Here is a 17219-nt window from a genome sequence, read left to right on the forward strand (position 1 = left end):
GAGAGCATGAAGGCGGCCGACCACAGTCAGGACTTCGAGCAGTTCCGCGCGGACCTCGAGGCCGTCGAACGCAAGATCGCCGGCGAGATCGATCCGGGCATGCGCGCCATGGTGGTCGCCGGTTCGGTGTTCGTGCTGCTGGCCTCGCTGGTGCTGCCGCACGCGGGCAAGACCCGCGGCTTCGACGTGCTGCTCTACGACACCGTCGCCCAGGCCGACCACATCGGCCTGCCGTCGCGGGTGTTCGTCTGGTTCGTGGTGATCTTCGGCATCGGTTTCTCGGTGCTCGCGCTCATCACCCGCCGCTGGATGCTGGCGTGGATCGCCGTCGCCGGTTCCGCCGTCGGCAGCGTCTTCGGCGTCCTGTCCATCTGGCACCGCCAGACCCCCGGCCTCGGCAACTACCACGGCGCCGGCCCCGGCGCGGGCCTCATCCTGGCCACCCTCGCCATCATCGTGCTGACCTTCCACTGGGTCCGCGTGGTCTGGGCCCGCACCTCGGTCCAGCTGGCCGCCGAGGAACAGCGCCGCCTGGCCGCCGCCAAGGCCGAGGACCAGCAGCGCCGCCGCCTCTTCGGCGAAGACTGAACGACGGCACCACGAAGATCTGGAAGGCCCGGTGACAACCGAATCGGTTGTCACCGGGCCTTTTTCACGTGATGGGGGCGTTCGCGCGGCCACCCTCGGACAACGCGGCTCGTCCGGGCCACGGTCGGAGTGCGGTGCGGTGTGGCCGAGGATCGCGGTGGCGGGGTCGAAGGCAGCTGCTCCGGTCGACGAAAGAGGCCCGGCGGCAACCGAATCAGGTTGCCGCCGGGCTCTTTTCACAGCTCAGCGCTGGCTGACCGCGCCTTCGGCGGCCTCGGCCCATTCGCGCCACTGCTTGGCCTGCTCCAGGGCCTTCTCCGCGTCGCGGGTCTTGCCCGCGGCCTGGGCCTTGGCGGCCTGCTCCTCGAACTGGGCGACGCGCTCGCGGAACTGGGCGGCGCGGGCCATGGCCTCGGGGTCGGTGCGCCGCCACTGGGCGTCGGCGGCCTCGCGGACCTTCTTCTCGATGGCGCGCAGACGCGATTCCAGGTCGTGCATGCGCTCGCGGGGCACCTTGCCGATGGCGTCCCACTTCTCCTGGAGTTCGCGCAGGGCGTTGCGAGCGGCATCGAGCCCGGTCTCGGGGTTGATGTGCGCATAGGCCTCGAGCAGTTCCTCCTTGAGGGAGGCGTTGTGCTCGAACTCGTGGTCGCGTTCGCTGGCCGCGGAGTTGCGGGCGGCGAAGAACACGTCCTGCGCGGCCTTGAAGCGACGCCACAGCTGCTCGTCGGCCTCGCGGGGAGCGCGACCGGCGGCCTTCCACTCCGTCAGCAGCTCACGGAAGATGGCGGCGGTGCCGGACCAGTCGGTCGAGCCGGACAGTTCCTCGGCGCGGACGCAGAGCTCTTCCTTGCGGCCCTTGGCGGCGGCGCGTTCGCGATCCAGATCGGCGAAGTGCGCCCCGCGGCGGCGGTTGAACGCCTCGCGAGCCTTGGAGAAGCGGCGCCACAGCGCGTCGTCGACCTTGCGGTCCACGCCGCGAATGGTCTTCCACTCGTCGAGGATCTCCCGCAGCCGGTCGCCGGCGACCTTCCACTGGGTGGAGTCGTTGGCGATCTGCTCGGCCTCGGCTGCCAAGGCCTCTTTGCGCTCGGTTTGCTCGTGCCGGGTGCGGTCCTTCTCCTCCTTGGCGTGCGCGGCCGCCTCGTCGGAGTGTTCGATGATGGCCTGCAGCCGGGCGGACAGACCGTCCAGATCACCGATCACCGAGGCCGTCGGCAACGTTTCGGCAAGCGCGGTGGCGGCGGTCTTGGTCTTGCGGGCGTCGGTGCCGGCGGCCAGGCGGGCCTCCAGCAAGGCCACCTCGGTGGCCAGATCGTCGTAGCGGCGGCCGAAGTGGGCCAGGCCCTCGGCGGCGTCACCGGCCTGCCAGGAGCCGATCACCCGCTCGCCGTCGGCGGTCTTGACCCAGGCGGTGCCGTCCTCGTCGACCCGTCCCCACTGGCTGGGGTCGCTGACGTTCGGTACCACGACCGGGTGCGGATGCGCGGCGGCCGGGCCGGGCATGGCGTGCGGTTTGGGAGTTTCGGGTTTGCGGCGCGGGCCCCCCGGGCGGGGTGCGGCGGCGGCCGCCGGTGATGGCTTGGCGCTCTCGCTCGGGGCAGGCACGGCGGCGCCGGGCTGGGGCGTCGGGGTCGACTCCGGGTGGGTAGCCTTCTCGTTTCCGTTGTTGTCGGTCATAGCTCCTCGTCCCTGCCGCGCGTCACGGCTGCCTGGTTACGCCCTAGCTCATCGGTCTAGCTCATCCCATTCAACCAGGCTGAGATGCGAAATGCTGTCTTTGAGCCCGCTTCGGCGGCGCGGCGATCGGCGGGGGTGGGGCTGGTGAGGTGCGGTAGCGCTACGGTTGACGGCGTGTTCTGTGTTGCGTCACTGGTCCCCTCGCCGCCCGTGCTGGTTCCCGAACTGGAGGGCGCGGCCGGGTCTGCCGTCGAGGGGGCTGTCGCAGAGCTGCGAGCTGCGGTGTCGGCTGCGGGCCGGGAGTTGGCCGCCCGCGTGTCGCGATGGGTCGTCGTCGGCGTGGCGGAGCCGGGGGAGGGCTCGGGCGCGGGCGATTCGGGCCGGGTGATCGGTGCTGACGCGGTGGGCACATTCCGGGGATACGGCGTGGACGTGCGGGTCGGTTTGTCAGGCCCGGTTGCCGAGCGTGTCGCGGATGTCCTGTTACCGCTGCCCGCGTTGATCGCGGGGTGGCTACGCGAGCAGGTCGCGCCCGAGACCGTCGCGGAATGCCGTCTGATCTCGGCCGATGCCACCGCGGAAGAGAGTCTGGCCTTCGGGCGGACGCTGCGAGCGGAACTCGACGCAGAATCCGAACCGGTCGGTGTCCTGGTGGTTGCCGACGGCGCGGCCACCCTCTCGCTGAAGGCCCCCCGATACCTCGACGAGCGCGCGGAGGGCGTGCAAGCCGATATCGACCAAGCCCTGAGCGCGGGCGACCGCAAGGCCCTCGCGGCCCTCGACACCGCCCTGTGCGCCGCGATCGAGGTGGAGGGCCGGCCCGCCTACCAGGCGCTGGCCGGACTGTTCGCCGCCGACCCCGCCGATCCGCAGGTCGAAACCCGCTACGCCGCAGCCCCGTTCGGCGTCGCCTACCACGTCAGCGTGTGGCGCCCGACGCTCTCCGCCGATGGCGGGGTCACCTCGTGACCCGCCCCGTCGCGGTCGTCGGCCCCACCGCCACCGGAAAGTCCGATCTGGCCCTGGATCTGGCGGAACGCCTGGACGGCGAGATCGTCAATATCGACGCCATGCAGCTGTACCGCGGCATGGACATCGGCACCGCGAAACTTCCGGTCGCCGAACGCCGCGGCATCCCGCACCACCAGCTCGACGTCCTCGACATCACCGAAACCGCCACCGTCGCCTCGTATCAGGCGGCGGCCCGCGCCGACGTGGAGGCGATCATGGCGCGTGGCCGCACCCCGGTCATCGTGGGCGGCTCCATGATGTACGTGCAAGCGCTGCTGGACGATTGGGATTTCCCGGCCACCGATCCGGAGATCCGCGCCAAGTGGGAGACGGTGCTGGCCGACCGCGGCACCGTCGCCGTGCACGAGGCGCTGAAGCAGGCCGATCCCGTGGCCGCGCAGACGATCCTGCCCACCGACGGCCGCCGTATGGTGCGCGCCCTCGAAGTGGTGGAGCTGACCGGGCAGCCGTTCGCCGCCTCGGCGCCCCAGATCGGTGAACCCCGGTGGGGGACAGCCATTATTGGTGTCGATCGGGAGACCGCCGAACTGGATGCCCGCATCGAACTGCGCACCGCGAAGATGTTCGAATCCGGTCTGCTCGACGAGGTCGAGGGCTTGCTCGCACACGGTCTGCGCCACGGCCAAACCGCCCGCCGCGCCATCGGTTACGCCCAAGTCCTCGATTTCCTGGACAACGAATACGACCTGAACGAAGCTCAGGAACGCACCTTCATCGGCACCCGGCGCTATGTCCGGCGACAGCGGTCGTGGTTCCGCCGAGATCAGCGGGTGCGATGGGTGGACGGCGCGGATCCCGCCTTGGCGGAGACCACGCTGGCCCTCCTCGAGCCTCACCGATGAGGGACGAACAGGAACAACCACAGTGACGCGTCGCGCGAACACACGCACCGCCGCGGTCGGGGTGTGGCAGGCCTACCTGACCACCCGCGCCGCACGTACCCGGGATTCCCGATTCCTGGTGCAGGGCATGCGGCCCATCAGCCGCGCCCTCGAATGCCGTTGGCCGCTGGAGACTTTGGTCTACCGGCTGGGTGATCCGGAACCGTCGCCGTGGGCGCGGCAGGTGCTGGACTCCAGCGGCGTGCCCAGTATCGGCTTGGTGCCGGAGGTGATGGCCGAACTGGCCGAACCGAGCGAGCCGGTGCCGGAACTGGTCGCGGTCGCGGTGACGAAACGGCCCGAGCTCGAGGACTTCGCGCCGGGCACCGCGGACGATCCGGCGACCGTGGTGGTCGTGGATCGGCCCGCGTCGGCGATCCGGTTGGGCGCGTTGATCCGATCCGCGGCGGCGTTCGGGGCGGGCGGGGTGATCGTGACCGGTTCCGGTGTCGACCAGTACGACCCGCAGAGCGTGCGCGCTTCCGACGGCGCCCTGTTCGAGGTGCCCGTGCTGCGCACCTCCGGTCCGGCGCAGGTGGCGGCGTTCCGGGACCGGCAGCGGGCGCGTGGTGTCCCGACCCGGATCGTCGGCAGCGACGATCGCGGCGGCCTGGCCCTCGACGACGCGAAATTCGACGGCGGCACCGTGCTGGTACTCGGCGACGAGACCGAGGCCCTGGCCCCGGGCTGGCGGCAGGTGTGCGACGAACTGGTCTGCATCCCCACCGATGGCACGCTCGGTATGCCGTCCGCGGCCGCGGTGGCCCTCTACGAAATCTCCCGTCAGCGCCGGGCGCTACCGTAATGACCATGACGAGCGAGAGCAGCGCCGCTGATATCGAATTCAGCAAGGGCCACGGCACCCAGAACGATTTCGTGGTGCTGCCGGACCCGGACGCCTGGCTGCAGCTCACCGAATCCCGGATCGCCGCCCTGTGCGACCGGCAGCGGGGGCTCGGCGCGGACGGGGTGCTGCGGGTGGCCCGCGCGGGCGCGCTGATCGAGACCGGCGTGCTGGCCGCACTGCCCGAGGGCGTCGACGTCGACGACTGGTTCATGGACTACCGCAACGCGGACGGGTCCATCGCCGAGATGTGCGGCAATGGGGTGCGGGTGTTCGCGCACTATCTGGTCGCGACCGGGCTGGAGCAGCGTTCCGAGTTCGTGGTCGGCTCCCGCGCGGGCGCGCGGCCGGTGGTCGTGCACCACGCCGATCCTGTGCACGGTGAAGTGACCGTCGCCATGGGCATTGTGAAGAACCTCGGCCCCTCGACGGCGACGCTGAGCGGACGTGAATTCACCGGGATCGGCATCGACGTCGGCAACCCGCACCTGGCCTGCGTGGACCCCGACCTGACCCCGGTGCTGCTCGCCGACCTCGACCTCGAGCACGCCCCCGGCTTCGATCACACCCTGTTCCCGCACGGTGTGAACGTCGAGATCCTCACCCCGTTGAATGTCGGCTCCGACGGCGAGCGGGGTGTGAACATGCGAGTCTACGAGCGCGGCGTGGGCGAGACCCGATCCTGTGGCACGGGAACCGTTGCGGCGGCCGCCGCGGCCCTCGCCCGCGACGGTTTCGACCTCGCCTCGGACACCGGACACGTGAAGGTCCGCATTCCCGGCGGCGTGGTGACCGTCGGCATCGAGAACGGTTCGGCGTGGCTGCGCGGCCCGTCCGAGCTGGTGGCGACGGGCCGCATCGCGGCCAAGTGGTGGCAGGACGCCTGAGCGGATCTTCACGCCGCGCTGACGGCGGAGAGCTGCTTCGTGGCGAGGCTGTCCAGCGCGGAATCGCCGGGCACGGAGTTGTCGGCGAGCACCGGGTAGTCGGTGTAGCCGGTCGCGCCGCCGACGTACATCAGGTGCGCGTCACGCACGGTGTTGAGCGGCGCGCCAATCCGCAGGCGTTCCACCAGGTCCGGATTGGCCAGGAACGAGCGGCCCAGCGAGACCAGGTCCGCGCCCGCGCCGAGGAGCGCGCCGGCTGCCGCCGCACCGCCGTCGGCGGGTAGCGGGACGCCCCAGCCGAGGTTCGGGTTCGCGATCAGGGTGGTCGGCCACAGGCTCCGGATGCGTTGGAAGAGGCTGCTTTCCGGGTCGGCGAAGACCACGTGCAGGTAGGCGGGTCGCCGCTGCGCGAGGGCGGAGACGAGCGCCGGGTACAGCTCGTCGGTGTCGGTTTCCGCGATGCCGTTGACGTTCACCCCGGGGGCGATCCGTACCCCGACCCGCTCGGCTCCGACGGCCGCGATCACCGCGTCCACCACCTCGACGGTGAACCGGATCCGGTTGGCGATCGACCCACCGTAGGCGTCGGTGCGCTGGTTGGTGTTGTCGGACAGGAACTGGTGCAGCAGATAGCCGTTGGCGCTGTGGATTTCGACGCCCTCGAATCCGGCCGCGATCGCATTGCGGGCGGCGGTGACGAAATCGGCGACGGTGTCCTGGATTTCGGCGACGGTGAGTTCCCGCGGGGTGACGGCGTCCTGGTGCCCGGTCGGGGTGTGCACGGTGTCGGGCAGTGCGATGGCCGACGGTGCGACGGGAGTCAGTCCACTGTTGTCGGGGTGCCCGACGCGTCCGCCGTGCTGGAGTTGCAGCACCATGCGCCCGCCCGCGGCCCGCACCGAGTCGGTGACCCGCCGCCAGCCCGCGATGTGCGAATCGGTGTAGATGGCCGGGATATTCGGGTAGGTCAGTCCGACCTGGTTGGGGGTGGCGGCCTCGGCGATGATCAGGCCGGCGCTCGCGCGCTGGGTGTAGTAGGTGGCCATGAGCTCGGTCGGGGTCCCGTCGGCGGCCGCGCGATTGCGGGTCATCGGGGCCATCACGAGGCGGTTGGGGAGTTCGAGGGCGCCGACGCGGCCGGTGGTGAAGAGGTCTGTGTTCGTCATGCCGGTAAGGTAAAACCTGACATCAATGTGAGGTGCAAGCCTCGGATTCCGGAGTGCCGCATGCGAATCGGTGAGCTGGCAAAACGTACCGGCGTGAGCGATCGGTCGCTGCGCTACTACGAGGAGCAGGGCCTGCTGGTGGCCACGCGTACCCCGGGTGGCCAGCGCGACTATCCGGAGCTCGCCGTGGACCGGGTCATCCACATTCAGGAGCTGTTCGCGGCCGGCCTCAACAGCAAGAAGATCTTCGAGATCCTCCCGTGCATGCGTGACACCGACGGCGGCGCGAACGAGCGCGCCACACCCGAGCTGGTCGACGAATTGCGCGCCGAACGCGACAAGATCGACCGCACCATCGCGGACCTGCTGCGGTCCCGCGAGGTGCTCGACGATGTGATCGTGCGCGCAGGGGAGCGGTTCGTGGCCAGGTCGTGAGCGGTGGCCCGCGGGCGGGCCGCGGTCGCCCCGAAATAACCGAGTGCGGTCGTTCGTTGGGACGTGGGACTATGGAGGTGTATGAGTAAGCCAGAAACGTATGAGTTCACTCCCGCCGAGGACCTCGACGAGGAGACCAACGACGCGCCCGAGATCGGCCGCAATGGCTGGTCGGCCGCGCCGACCGTCGGCGAGCAGCAGCTCGAGGAGCGCGCCGCGCTGCGTCGCGTCGCGGGTCTGTCCACCGAGCTCGAGGACGTCACCGAGGTCGAGTACCGGCAGCTGCGACTGGAGCGGGTCGTTCTGGTCGGTGTCTGGACCGAGGGCACGGCCGCCCAGGCCGACGCGAGCATGGCCGAGCTGGCCGCGCTCGCGGAGACCGCGGGTTCGGAAGTGCTCGACGCGCTGATCCAGCGCCGCGACAAGCCGGACAAGTCCACCTACATCGGCTCGGGTAAGGCCGACGAGCTACGCGGCATGGTGCTCGAGCACGGCGCCGACACCGTCGTCTGCGACGGTGAGCTCTCGCCCGCGCAGCTGACCGCGCTGGAGAAGATCGTCAAGGTGAAGGTCATCGACCGCACCGCGCTGATTCTGGACATCTTCGCCCAGCACGCCACCTCGCGTGAGGGCAAGGCGCAGGTCTCGCTGGCTCAGATGGAATACATGCTGCCGCGTCTGCGCGGTTGGGGTGAGTCCATGTCCCGGCAGGCCGGTGGCCGTGCGGGCAGCAACGGCGGTGTGGGTCTGCGTGGTCCCGGTGAGACCAAGATCGAGACCGACCGTCGCCGGATTCGCGAGCGAATGGCCAAGCTGCGCCGCGAGATCCGCGAGATGAAGACCGCCCGCGACACCAAGCGCGCCAAGCGCTCGTCCAGTGGCATCCCGCAGGTCGCGATCGTCGGCTACACCAACGCGGGCAAGTCCTCGCTGATGAACGCGTTGACCGATGCCGGAATCCTGGTGCAGGACGCGCTGTTCGCCACCCTCGATCCGACCACCCGCCGGGCGGCGCTGGAGGACGGGCGTGAGGTCGTGTTCACCGACACCGTCGGTTTCGTCCGCCACCTGCCCACACAGCTGGTCGAGGCGTTCCGGTCCACCCTGGAAGAGGTGACCGGCGCGGACCTGCTCCTGCATGTGGTCGACGGTTCGGACGCGCTGCCGGATCAGCAGATCAAGGCGGTTCGCGAGGTCATCACCGATGTGCTGAAGGAAACCAAGACGCCTGCTCCGCCGGAGTTCCTGGTGGTCAACAAGATTGACGCCCTGGATCCGCTGGAGGTGCCGCAGCTGCGGGGTTGGCTGCCCGATGCGGCCTTCGTCTCCGCTCGCACGGGCGAAGGGGTGGATCAGCTTCGGGACCGACTCGGTCAGATTCTCGGCGGGTTGGATGTCGAGGTCAGCGTGTTGCTGCCTTACACCCGCGGGGACCTGCTGGCTCGGATCCACGCGGACGGCAAGATCCTGAGCTCCGAGCATGAGGAAACCGGTACCCGGGTTCACGCTCGCGTGCCGAACAGCCTTGCTGGTCAGCTTGCCGAGTTCGCGCATGCAGGTGGTACGGCCGCCTAGGGCCGGAACAACCAAGGACCAAAGACGCCTGGAGAAGGAAGAGAGGGCGGCCGAGCTTGCGAGGCCCCCTCACCTACCAGCCCCGCACGGCTCGGCCGCGCATCGTCCCGGGGCAAGGGCAAAGGGATCTTCGGGTTGTCTGTAGAAGGTGATGCGTGCAGTCCGCGGGCTGGGGTGGCGGGTGATGGCTCCCAACCTGGCGTCAGCCCAAGTCCGGTAGGGCAGGCGAGGCGACCACACTCCGCGTAGCTCTGCGCACGCCCTTGTGACACGAGCAGCCGTGACGCACGCAGCCCGAAGGGCCCCACCTTTGGTGGGGCTCGGGCTTTGCGTGATCGGGGAAGGCCACCCGTCAGGCGAGTGACCACCATTTGACCGGTGGGTGTGTGCCATCGCGCAGCCTGGCCAGGGAGGCGGCCATCAACTCACCCGCATGGTGTCGATCGTTGACCCGGGGTGTTCCGGTGGGGTCGATGTGGCGTGGCGCGATCCACCCTGTCCGGCACGCATGGCCGGAATCCTTTGGCATGACAACGGTTTTCCAGCCGCCGGGCCCGTCATGGATCAGCGCGTGGCAAGCATCGCAAGCCAAGGTCAAGTTTTCGATGTCGGTCCGACCGCCCTTGGCCCACTCGGTGACGTGGTGCACCTGGGTCAGCGTGGCGGGTGCGTTGCATCCCGGGCGGGTGCAGCCGCGTTCGGTGGCGATCAACGCCATCCGCTGTGCGGAGTTCGCGAGCCGCTTGGTCCGCCCGAGGTGCAGGGCCTGCCCGGCGTGATCGAAGATCGCCAGGAACGGCTTCGACTTCTCGGCCAGCCGCAATGCTTCTCCCAGCGGCACGGTCCCACCCGACGCGGTCGTGGACACCCCGGCAGCCGCTTCGACCTCCGCGAGCGACATGGTGATGATTGTCGAGACCGGCAGCCCACGGTGCTGACCGGGAGTGGCCGGACCCATCTCGGGCCGCAGGAACGCCAGCAGCGCGTCATGGTTGCGCTGCGCGGCGGTGCGGTTGTCACGGCGTGCGGCCCGCTCCAGCCCGGCGAGGGCTACGTCGTCGAGTCCCTCGGTGGTCCAAGGGCTTTCAGCATCATCGGGGTTGCACATGCCGGGCCGGGCCAGGCTGGCGAAGATCGGGTCCAGCACCGCCCGCAGCGCGGGGGTCACCTGCGCGGCGATCGCCGACATGCCATCGACGCCCTGCTTGCCGAAGCTGATCCCGCGCCGACGCTGCCGGTCGCAATCATCGGTGAGACGCCCGTCGGGGTCGAGGTAGCCGAGGATCCGGTCCCCGATCTTGGGCAGATCATCGGGCGTGGATTCGGTGGCGAAGTGCGCGAGCTGGAATTCGGCGCGGTCGCGGGTATCGGCGTCGACCTTCCCCGGAATCTTGTCCATGATCTTCGCGATGTGGCGCGCGGAATCGGCTGACACCAAACCCATTTCCTGGAACGCTGCCGTCCACGACAGCCACGGCTTGACCACCCGCCCGGCTTCCCGCCGCATCCCCAGCAACTCCGCGGCCCGCACTCGCGCACAGGCTTCGGCGTGCCCGAGACGCAAAGTCTGCTCGAGATATTTCGAAGTCCGCTTCACCCCGGCCTTCTCCGGCAGCCCCCGGTTCTCGATTTCCCGAATCATCTTGTGCTCGAACGCGGCGGTGCTGCGCCGCATGCTCTCCCAATCCCGCAGCACATCCACCAGGTCGTCATCCTCGATCGGGTCGAGGGATTCGGCGATCAGGACCTCGGTCGCGACGCGCATCATATCGATGGCATCCGCCACCGTGATGTCGTCCGTGAGAACCTGACCTGCCGAATTCATACCTCTATTCTATCGCGGAATCCCCATCGAGACATACGAATTAGATTGTCGCACAGTCAATTTCAGATTCTTCCAATTGCCGGAGCGGACCAACCGCCCCGGCTTCCATGTCTCAGGCGGTTTGGATATCGGGCAGCTTCCAGGTCTTCTCCGACAGTGGCGGCTGCGGTCCATAGAACCGGAACATGATTTCGAAGTTCCGGCCGGACTTGGTGGGAATCCAGTTGGACTTCTTGCCCTCGGGTGCGCTGGGGCCCATGTAAAGGTCGACCGATCCGTCGGAATTGGTCTGTAGTTCAGGGGTATTGGACGCGCGGCTGGCCCAGTTGACATCGCGGATCAGGGTATGGGTGCCGCGGTCGTAGGCGGTGGCGGACCAGTAGAGCGACACCGGGACGTGGGCGGGAACGTTGATTTTGTAGTTCTTTCCGCCATCGAGGTCTTTACCGTCGGCGTCGTGAATGGCGACCAGGTAGAACTGTCCGGTGCCGAGGTTCTTGGCGGCGAAATAGGCGAACGAGTAGGCCATGCCGCGAGCGTCGACGGGGTAGCTGGAGGGGTCGGCGAACCCGCTCTGCATTGCCGTGATCAGCTGCTGGTTGGCCGGGAGTGCCCAATGCGTGTTGTCGAAGTACGGGGGCGTGAACCCTTTGACATATAGCTGTTCGAGCCATTTCCCCGCGTCGGCGGCGGCGTTGTCGAACCGGGAGAGCGTTGTCGAGTCCGGCTTGTACGGAGCGCCTTTCGTGATGCCGAGGCTCGACAGCTGGTCGATCATCGCCATATCACGCGGCAGCCACACCTCGGCCTGCACCACCCGATTCAGGTTGGTGAAGAAGTCCCGGTTGTAGGGAATGGTGGAGTCGAACTCCTTGCCCGAGGCGTCGACATACGGTGTCGGAGGCGGGTTTCCGGCGGCGTCGAGCCGATATATGCCGATCCGCTTGCCGTAATTCACCGCTGCCGCGATATCGGCGTCACTGCCGCTTTTCAGATTCGAGCGCATGATGGCGAACCCGGCATAGGTCTCCGAGCGCAGGGGGATGAACCCGTCCGGGATCTCGCCGGTGAAGCCGGGCGGCAGGATCAGGTATCGACCACCCGCGCCCTTGTCCGTCCCCGCGGGGCCGACATCGGCGAGTGGGGTCTGCCAGACCGAGTCGATGGAACCGGTGATCGTGGAGTCCCCCTCGGCGGGTGGGACATCGATCACGACGGGCCCGGACGTCGTGTCGTAGAACGGCATCAGATAGATGGCGTTCGGGTTCGGGGTCAGCGTCTGGTTCTTCCAATCCAGCAGCTTCGACCAGTACACGATCTGGTTCGGCTCGGCGCCGACCGCGATCGCGGCCTGCAGCATCCGGTCGTAGTTGACCGCCGGCATACCCCACACGACCGCTTCGAACGCCCGCGACGAGACCACGTCGCGGTCGATGCCTGAGTCTGGCTTCGAGGACGAACCGGACTTCGAGTCATCGTCGTCGCGCTTGGACACCGCGACCGCGCCGCCGCCGATCGCGGCTCCGAGTATCGCGGTGGCGGTGGCGCCGAGAATTGCTGCGCGCCGGGACACGGTGGGCCCGGACTGGTTTGCTTTGGCTACTTTGTCGCTATCTGATGGCATGGTGTGAAACTAGCGCTGGCCAATCGGGTATCGCGGATTGCCACGCAACCGATATCGAGGCTCTTGCAACGTCTCCAGTGAAGGAGTGGGTACATGAAGGCGATGCGATCCGGTGCCATGGTTATCGGTGCGCTACTGGTGTGCGCCACCGCGGCCGCCTGCGGCAACGATTCCTCGAGCTCGACCACCACCAGTGCGGCGGCGTCCGGAACCAAGGCCAAGGCCGCGGACTATCCGCCGAACCAACCGGCGATCGTCACCGTCGAGAACTTCGCCAGAGCCGAAACCGACCGTGAGTTCGCGATGTCGGTGCAGGATGGCGGAATCGGCAATTTCCACCACATCCGCGAGCCCATGCCGATCGACCGTCAGACGGTCGTCCGCGCCAACCGCGACACCCTGTACTCCTCGGCGGTGATCGACCTCGATGCCGGTCCGGTCTCGATCACGCTTCCCGACGCCGGCGACCGCTTCATGTCTCTGCAGATCATCGACGAGGACGAATACACCCCTGACGTCGTCTACAAGGCCGGTACCTACACTTACGACCGCGACAAGATCGGCACTCGGTACATGATCGCCGCGGTCCGCACCTTCGTAGACCCGAACAATCCCGCCGATGTCGACGCCGTCCACAAGCTGCAGGACGCGATCACCATCAAGCAGGACAGCAAGGGAGTCTTCGAGATTCCCCAATGGGACAAGCCCAGCCAGGACAAGGTGCGTGACGCGTTGCTGGCCCTCGCCACCACGCTGCCCGACACCAGGAACTCCTTCGGTCCTCGTGGGCAGGTCGACGAGGTTCGCCACCTGATCACCTCGGCCTCCGCCTGGGGCGGCAACCCCGAGAAGGACGCCCTCTACCTCAATGTCACGCCGCCCGACAACTCCGGTCGGGTCAACTACAAGCTGCACGTGAAAGACGTTCCCGTCGACGGTTTCTGGTCGATCAGCGTCTACAACGCCCAGGGCTACTACGAGGCCAACCCGCTCAACGCCTATTCGGTCAACAACACCACGGCCAAGAAGAACGCGGACGGCTCCTACGACATCCAGTTCGGCGGCTGCGACGGTCAGATCCCCAACTGCCTGCCCATCGAGCCCGGCTGGAACTACATGGTCCGTCTCTACCGCCCGCACCAGAACATCCTGGACGGCACCTGGACCTTCCCCCAGGTCCAGCCGATCCAGTAGTCGGAGCGCCGCGACATGCCCCGGGTTGGAGGCTGTGAACTGCGGCTATGTTGCGCGGCATGGCTTCCCGCGGTAGAGGCGAGGTGACCGGCCAGACGGATTGCCAGGATCCGGAGGGCGACTCGGGCTCCGACGAGTTCGGCGCCGCCTGGACGACGGGGCTGTCGTTGACCGGGGCCGCGGTGTTGTTCGTGGTGCAGCGGTTGTTCGCGGTGTCCGATGACGACCGGGAGATCATGATCATCGGGATCGATCACGTTCGTTCCCGCGAGGAGATCAAGACGAAGTCGTTGCGCCCGGCTCCTGGCCACGGTGGGAACGGTGGGCGGTGTCGGGTCCCAGGGCGCGCAGAACTTCGAGGGCCTCGACGGCGGGGGAGCCGGGCGGCGGGGTGAACACGCGCAGACGCTGGTCCTCGGCCTGGGTGTGCAGGAGTTCGTAGTCGAATTCGATCGTGCCGATGTCCGGATGGCGAACGCGCACATGGCTTTCGCGGCGGACGGCGACCTCGTGGCGTTGCCAGAGGTCGGTGAACTCGGGGCTCGCGGTCTCGAGGCGTTCGATCAGAGCGGTCGAGGACCGGTCGTAGCCGCGGCGGGTCGCGGCGGCGCGCAGGTCCGCGACGCGCAGCCGGCCCAGCCGGTCGTGTTCCTCGGCGGGATAGGCCTCACGGACCGACGGTTCGGTGAACCAGCGCCACGCGATATTGCGGTCCGATTCGGCGATGGTGCACACGCATCCGAACAGCTCCTCGGCCAAGGCGTTCTGGGCGAGCAGGTCGCCGAGGTCGGTGATGAGCTGGACCGGGGTGTCGCTCAACCGGTCGAGCAGGTAGCGCAGCGCGGGCCGCACGGCGTTCCCGGCGCGCACCCCCTCGGGCGGGCGATGACCGGCCAGCAGATACAGGTGGTCCCGCTCGTCCAGGCTCAACCGCAGGCTGTGCGCGAGCGCGGCCAGCACCTGGACCGACGGCTGGGAACTGCGCGCCTGCTCGAGCCGCATCACATAGTCCGCGGACACCCCGGACAGGTGCGCCAGCTCCTCGCGCCGCAGGCCCGGCGTGCGCCGCCGCGGTCCACCGGCCAAACCCACTTCCCCCGGCTGTAGTCGTTCCCGGGACCGGCGCAGGAAGTCCGCCAGCTTGTCGCGGTCCATCGTCATGCCCTCCATCCTGCGCGACCCGAAGTCGATCCTCGACCGCCCCGGAGCGCCCGCGGTCATCGGACTGCTGCCCGGCGGCGTGCGCCGGACGGGAAGCTGTAGCTGAGCATGCGCCGCAGCACCACCCGCTGCCAGTCCTGCCGCTTCAGCTCCTCCACATCGCGGGCAAGGGCGTGGTCGCGGTCATCTCGCCGTGGAACTATCCGCGCCGAATCCGGCGTGCGCCCGTTCCTCGGCCGGCCCGTCGTCGAGCGGCTGCTCGGCCGGCAATCTGCTGGATCGCGAACATGCGCGTCATCGGCGCGTTTTATCCTCGACCCTGGCCCGTCGGAACGCATCCCGCCGCCGGCGGGGCCGGATTCTTGCGAGTCGTGTGGCAGCGCTTCGGCATTGCCGCGGCGCTGACCAGCCGCCGGCGTCGCGGGTCGGGCCGATGGCGTGCGACTGCGCGAGCGTCTCGCGCACCGGGTGCGCCCGCCGACGAGTCCGCGTCGGCCGCGCTGAGTGCGGCGCCCACGACGCTCGGGTGCGCGGAGGCTGAGGTCGCCCTCCTCGAGGCTGGGAGCGCCGCTCCTAGGGAAAGCTCTCCGCTCCTCACCGCTCCGAGTTCGCGAGAAGGTCGATCACGTCGAGCGATACGAGAGGAGCCGGATATGGGTGAGGTGGAAATGCGGGAGGTCACGGTGGGTGACGCGCGGGTGCCGTATCAGGTGCTGGGTGCGGGGCATCCGTTGGTGCTGGTGCACGGCAGCGGTGCGGGCGCGCGAGCCTGGGAGGGTGTGGCGGGCGCGTTCGCCACCACCAATCTGGTTGTGCTGCCGAATCTTTCGGGCAGTGATCCGGCTCGCGACGATGGCGGTGAGCTCACCGTCGAGCTGCTCGCCGAGCAGTTGGCCGCGGTTGTCGCGGATCTGGGTGCGGGGCCGGTCGATCTGGTAGGGCATTCACTGGGGGCGGTGGTGTCGGCCGCGCTGGCGGCGTGGCGGCCGGAGCTGGTCCGCAGCCTCGTGCCGGTCGCGGGCTTCGCCGGACCGGGTGACGAGTATCTGCGCAACTCGCTGACCGTGTGGCGCGATCTCCTCGGTGACGCGGCTGCTTTCGCGCGGTATTCGATGCTGCTGGCGTTCAGCCGCGCGCACCTGCGATCGATCGGTCACGCCGCGGTGGAGGAGCTCGCCGTCCGGTTCCAGTCCACCCCGGACCGCCGTCGCCAGATCGAACTGGCTCTGCGCCTGGACATTCGGGACCTGCTGCCTCGCGTCCAAGCGCCGACGCTGGTGATCGGGGCGGCCCAGGACGGGTTCCTGCCCGTGGAGAACGCCCGGGAGCTGGCGGCCGCCATCCCGGGCGCGGTGTACGAGGAAATCGATACCGGTCACGTCGTGATGGTCGAGCGGCCGCGCGAATTCGTGAAGCTGGTCAGCGATTTCATCGCCTGACCGGGGTCAGCTGGTCGGCTGCGGTCGCAGGGTGAGGCTCTGCTGGGCGTAGCCGACCGGGCCGCGCAGGTCGTGCAGGACCGTGGTGGTCAGGCCCTGGCCGCTGTGGCCGAACACCACGGAGGTGTCCATCCCGACCCACGGGGTTTCGGGCTGCCGGTACAGGTGGATGGTCATGTCCACGTTCGGGAACATCCATTTCGTGGGTTCCTGTCGGACGGCGATGCCGTTCGCGGTGTCGACCAGCGCGATGTAGGAGGCCAGCGGATCGACGTCCTCGCCCTCGATCAGGTCCACCGCGGTGGTGATCCACGCGGTGGCGCGGCCGGGTTCGGGGACGCCGACCTGCCGGGCCTCGATCGATTCGATGTAGCCGCCGGGCCAGACGGGGGTGAGGGACCACGGTGCGAGCGAGTCGGGGGCCGGCAGCCGGTCCGGTTCGCCGCCCGCGACGATGCCGGTGTCCTGCGCGCCGAGGAACCAGGCCCGCGCGCTGATGGTGTCGCGGCCGCCGATGATCACCGTGGCCTCCACCAGTTCGATGGTGCGGCCCGGCCGGATGGTCTCGACGCGAATCTCGAACTCCTCGAACGCGATCCGGCCGAGGATGTCGAAGCCGATGCGGCTCAGCACCAGGTCGGGGCGATCGGTGCGGGCGCGCAGGATCTCGTGCACGATCAGCCCGGCCACCGGGCTGAAGTGCTGTTCGCCGGAGGACCAGGCGCCGCCCGCGTGGTGAGTGGGGACGAAGCGGTGGTCGCCGACGCGCCGGAAGTAGGCGGTCTCGGGTGCGGTCGTATCCATCACGTTTCTCAACCTACGGGTCGAGTTTTGATCTGGCCAGTCGGTAGACCAGCTTTGTGGTTGATCTAACGGACCCGCCGGGCG

15 protein-coding genes are annotated in these 17219 nt (G+C 68.6%); 9 read left to right on the forward strand and 6 right to left on the reverse strand.

The window, feature by feature from the left end; all coding sequences use genetic code 11:
• The first annotated feature begins 6 nt into the window (after positions 1–6).
• Positions 7–588: a hypothetical protein gene (locus tag ACFRAQ_RS09340; RefSeq protein WP_357283190.1), complete on the forward strand. Its 582-nt coding sequence runs from the start codon at positions 7–9 to the stop codon at positions 586–588.
• Positions 589–831: 243 nt separating this feature from the next.
• Here ACFRAQ_RS09340 and ACFRAQ_RS09345 read toward each other — a convergent pair whose 3' ends face one another.
• Positions 832–2268 carry a DUF349 domain-containing protein gene (locus ACFRAQ_RS09345; RefSeq protein ID WP_379096517.1) on the reverse strand — a complete coding sequence of 479 codons (1437 nt, stop codon included), beginning with the start codon at positions 2266–2268 and terminating at the stop codon, positions 832–834.
• Positions 2269–2442: 174 nt separating this feature from the next.
• Here ACFRAQ_RS09345 and ACFRAQ_RS09350 point away from each other — a divergent pair, with 174 nt between their 5' ends.
• From ACFRAQ_RS09350 to dapF, 4 genes are read left to right on the forward strand one after another with little or no spacing between them, the layout of a single operon-like run.
• Positions 2443–3237, forward strand: a complete 795-nt coding sequence (locus ACFRAQ_RS09350) for a hypothetical protein (protein WP_379096520.1) — start codon at positions 2443–2445, stop codon at positions 3235–3237.
• Positions 3234–4142, forward strand: a complete 909-nt coding sequence (gene miaA, locus ACFRAQ_RS09355; RefSeq protein ID WP_379096523.1) for a tRNA (adenosine(37)-N6)-dimethylallyltransferase MiaA — start codon at positions 3234–3236, stop codon at positions 4140–4142. The genes ACFRAQ_RS09350 and miaA overlap by 4 nt, the downstream gene beginning before the upstream one ends.
• Before the next feature lie 22 nt (positions 4143–4164).
• The gene (locus tag ACFRAQ_RS09360; RefSeq protein ID WP_379096526.1) at positions 4165–4986 is read left to right on the forward strand and encodes a TrmH family RNA methyltransferase; all 822 of its coding nucleotides are present in this window, start codon (positions 4165–4167) and stop codon (positions 4984–4986) included.
• Between the two features lie 5 nt (positions 4987–4991).
• Positions 4992–5912 carry a diaminopimelate epimerase gene (dapF, locus tag ACFRAQ_RS09365; RefSeq protein WP_379096529.1) on the forward strand — a complete coding sequence of 307 codons (921 nt, stop codon included), beginning with the start codon at positions 4992–4994 and terminating at the stop codon, positions 5910–5912.
• An 8-nt stretch (positions 5913–5920) separates the two neighbouring features.
• Here dapF and ACFRAQ_RS09370 read toward each other — a convergent pair whose 3' ends face one another.
• Positions 5921–7078, reverse strand: a complete 1158-nt coding sequence (locus ACFRAQ_RS09370) for an alkene reductase (RefSeq protein WP_379096532.1) — start codon at positions 7076–7078, stop codon at positions 5921–5923.
• Positions 7079–7138: 60 nt separating this feature from the next.
• Between ACFRAQ_RS09370 and ACFRAQ_RS09375 the strand changes: the two genes are divergently transcribed.
• Complete coding sequence (locus ACFRAQ_RS09375) at positions 7139–7513, forward strand: MerR family transcriptional regulator (protein ID WP_379096535.1); 375 nt, start codon at positions 7139–7141, stop codon at positions 7511–7513.
• Between the two features lie 81 nt (positions 7514–7594).
• A complete protein-coding gene (hflX, locus tag ACFRAQ_RS09380) occupies positions 7595–9088 on the forward strand; it encodes a GTPase HflX (RefSeq protein ID WP_379096538.1) in 1494 nt (497 codons plus the stop codon).
• A gap of 352 nt (positions 9089–9440) precedes the next feature.
• Here the strand turns inward: hflX and ACFRAQ_RS09385 are convergent, their stop codons facing one another.
• Positions 9441–10913 carry a DUF222 domain-containing protein gene (locus ACFRAQ_RS09385; RefSeq protein WP_379096541.1) on the reverse strand — a complete coding sequence of 491 codons (1473 nt, stop codon included), beginning with the start codon at positions 10911–10913 and terminating at the stop codon, positions 9441–9443.
• 112 nt (positions 10914–11025) lie between these two features.
• Entirely contained in the window at positions 11026–12537 is a 1512-nt protein-coding gene (locus ACFRAQ_RS09390) for a DUF1214 domain-containing protein (protein WP_379096544.1), read from the reverse strand.
• Between the two features lie 303 nt (positions 12538–12840).
• Here ACFRAQ_RS09390 and ACFRAQ_RS09395 point away from each other — a divergent pair, with 303 nt between their 5' ends.
• Complete coding sequence (locus ACFRAQ_RS09395; protein ID WP_379100169.1) at positions 12841–13731, forward strand: DUF1254 domain-containing protein; 891 nt, start codon at positions 12841–12843, stop codon at positions 13729–13731.
• Between the two features lie 276 nt (positions 13732–14007).
• Here the strand turns inward: ACFRAQ_RS09395 and ACFRAQ_RS09400 are convergent, their stop codons facing one another.
• Entirely contained in the window at positions 14008–14892 is an 885-nt protein-coding gene (locus ACFRAQ_RS09400; RefSeq protein WP_379096547.1) for a helix-turn-helix domain-containing protein, read from the reverse strand.
• Between the two features lie 653 nt (positions 14893–15545).
• Between ACFRAQ_RS09400 and ACFRAQ_RS09405 the strand changes: the two genes are divergently transcribed.
• Positions 15546–16331, forward strand: a complete 786-nt coding sequence (locus ACFRAQ_RS09405) for an alpha/beta fold hydrolase (protein WP_379096550.1) — start codon at positions 15546–15548, stop codon at positions 16329–16331.
• A 6-nt stretch (positions 16332–16337) separates the two neighbouring features.
• On the opposite strand, the gene ACFRAQ_RS09410 is transcribed toward ACFRAQ_RS09405, so the two are convergent.
• The gene (locus ACFRAQ_RS09410) at positions 16338–17135 is read right to left on the reverse strand and encodes a thioesterase family protein (RefSeq protein ID WP_379096553.1); all 798 of its coding nucleotides are present in this window, start codon (positions 17133–17135) and stop codon (positions 16338–16340) included.
• Between the last annotated feature and the right edge of the window lie 84 nt (positions 17136–17219).

This window comes from Nocardia sp. NPDC056611 (genome assembly GCF_042792755.1).
In the GTDB taxonomy this organism is placed as follows: domain Bacteria; phylum Actinomycetota; class Actinomycetes; order Mycobacteriales; family Mycobacteriaceae; genus Nocardia.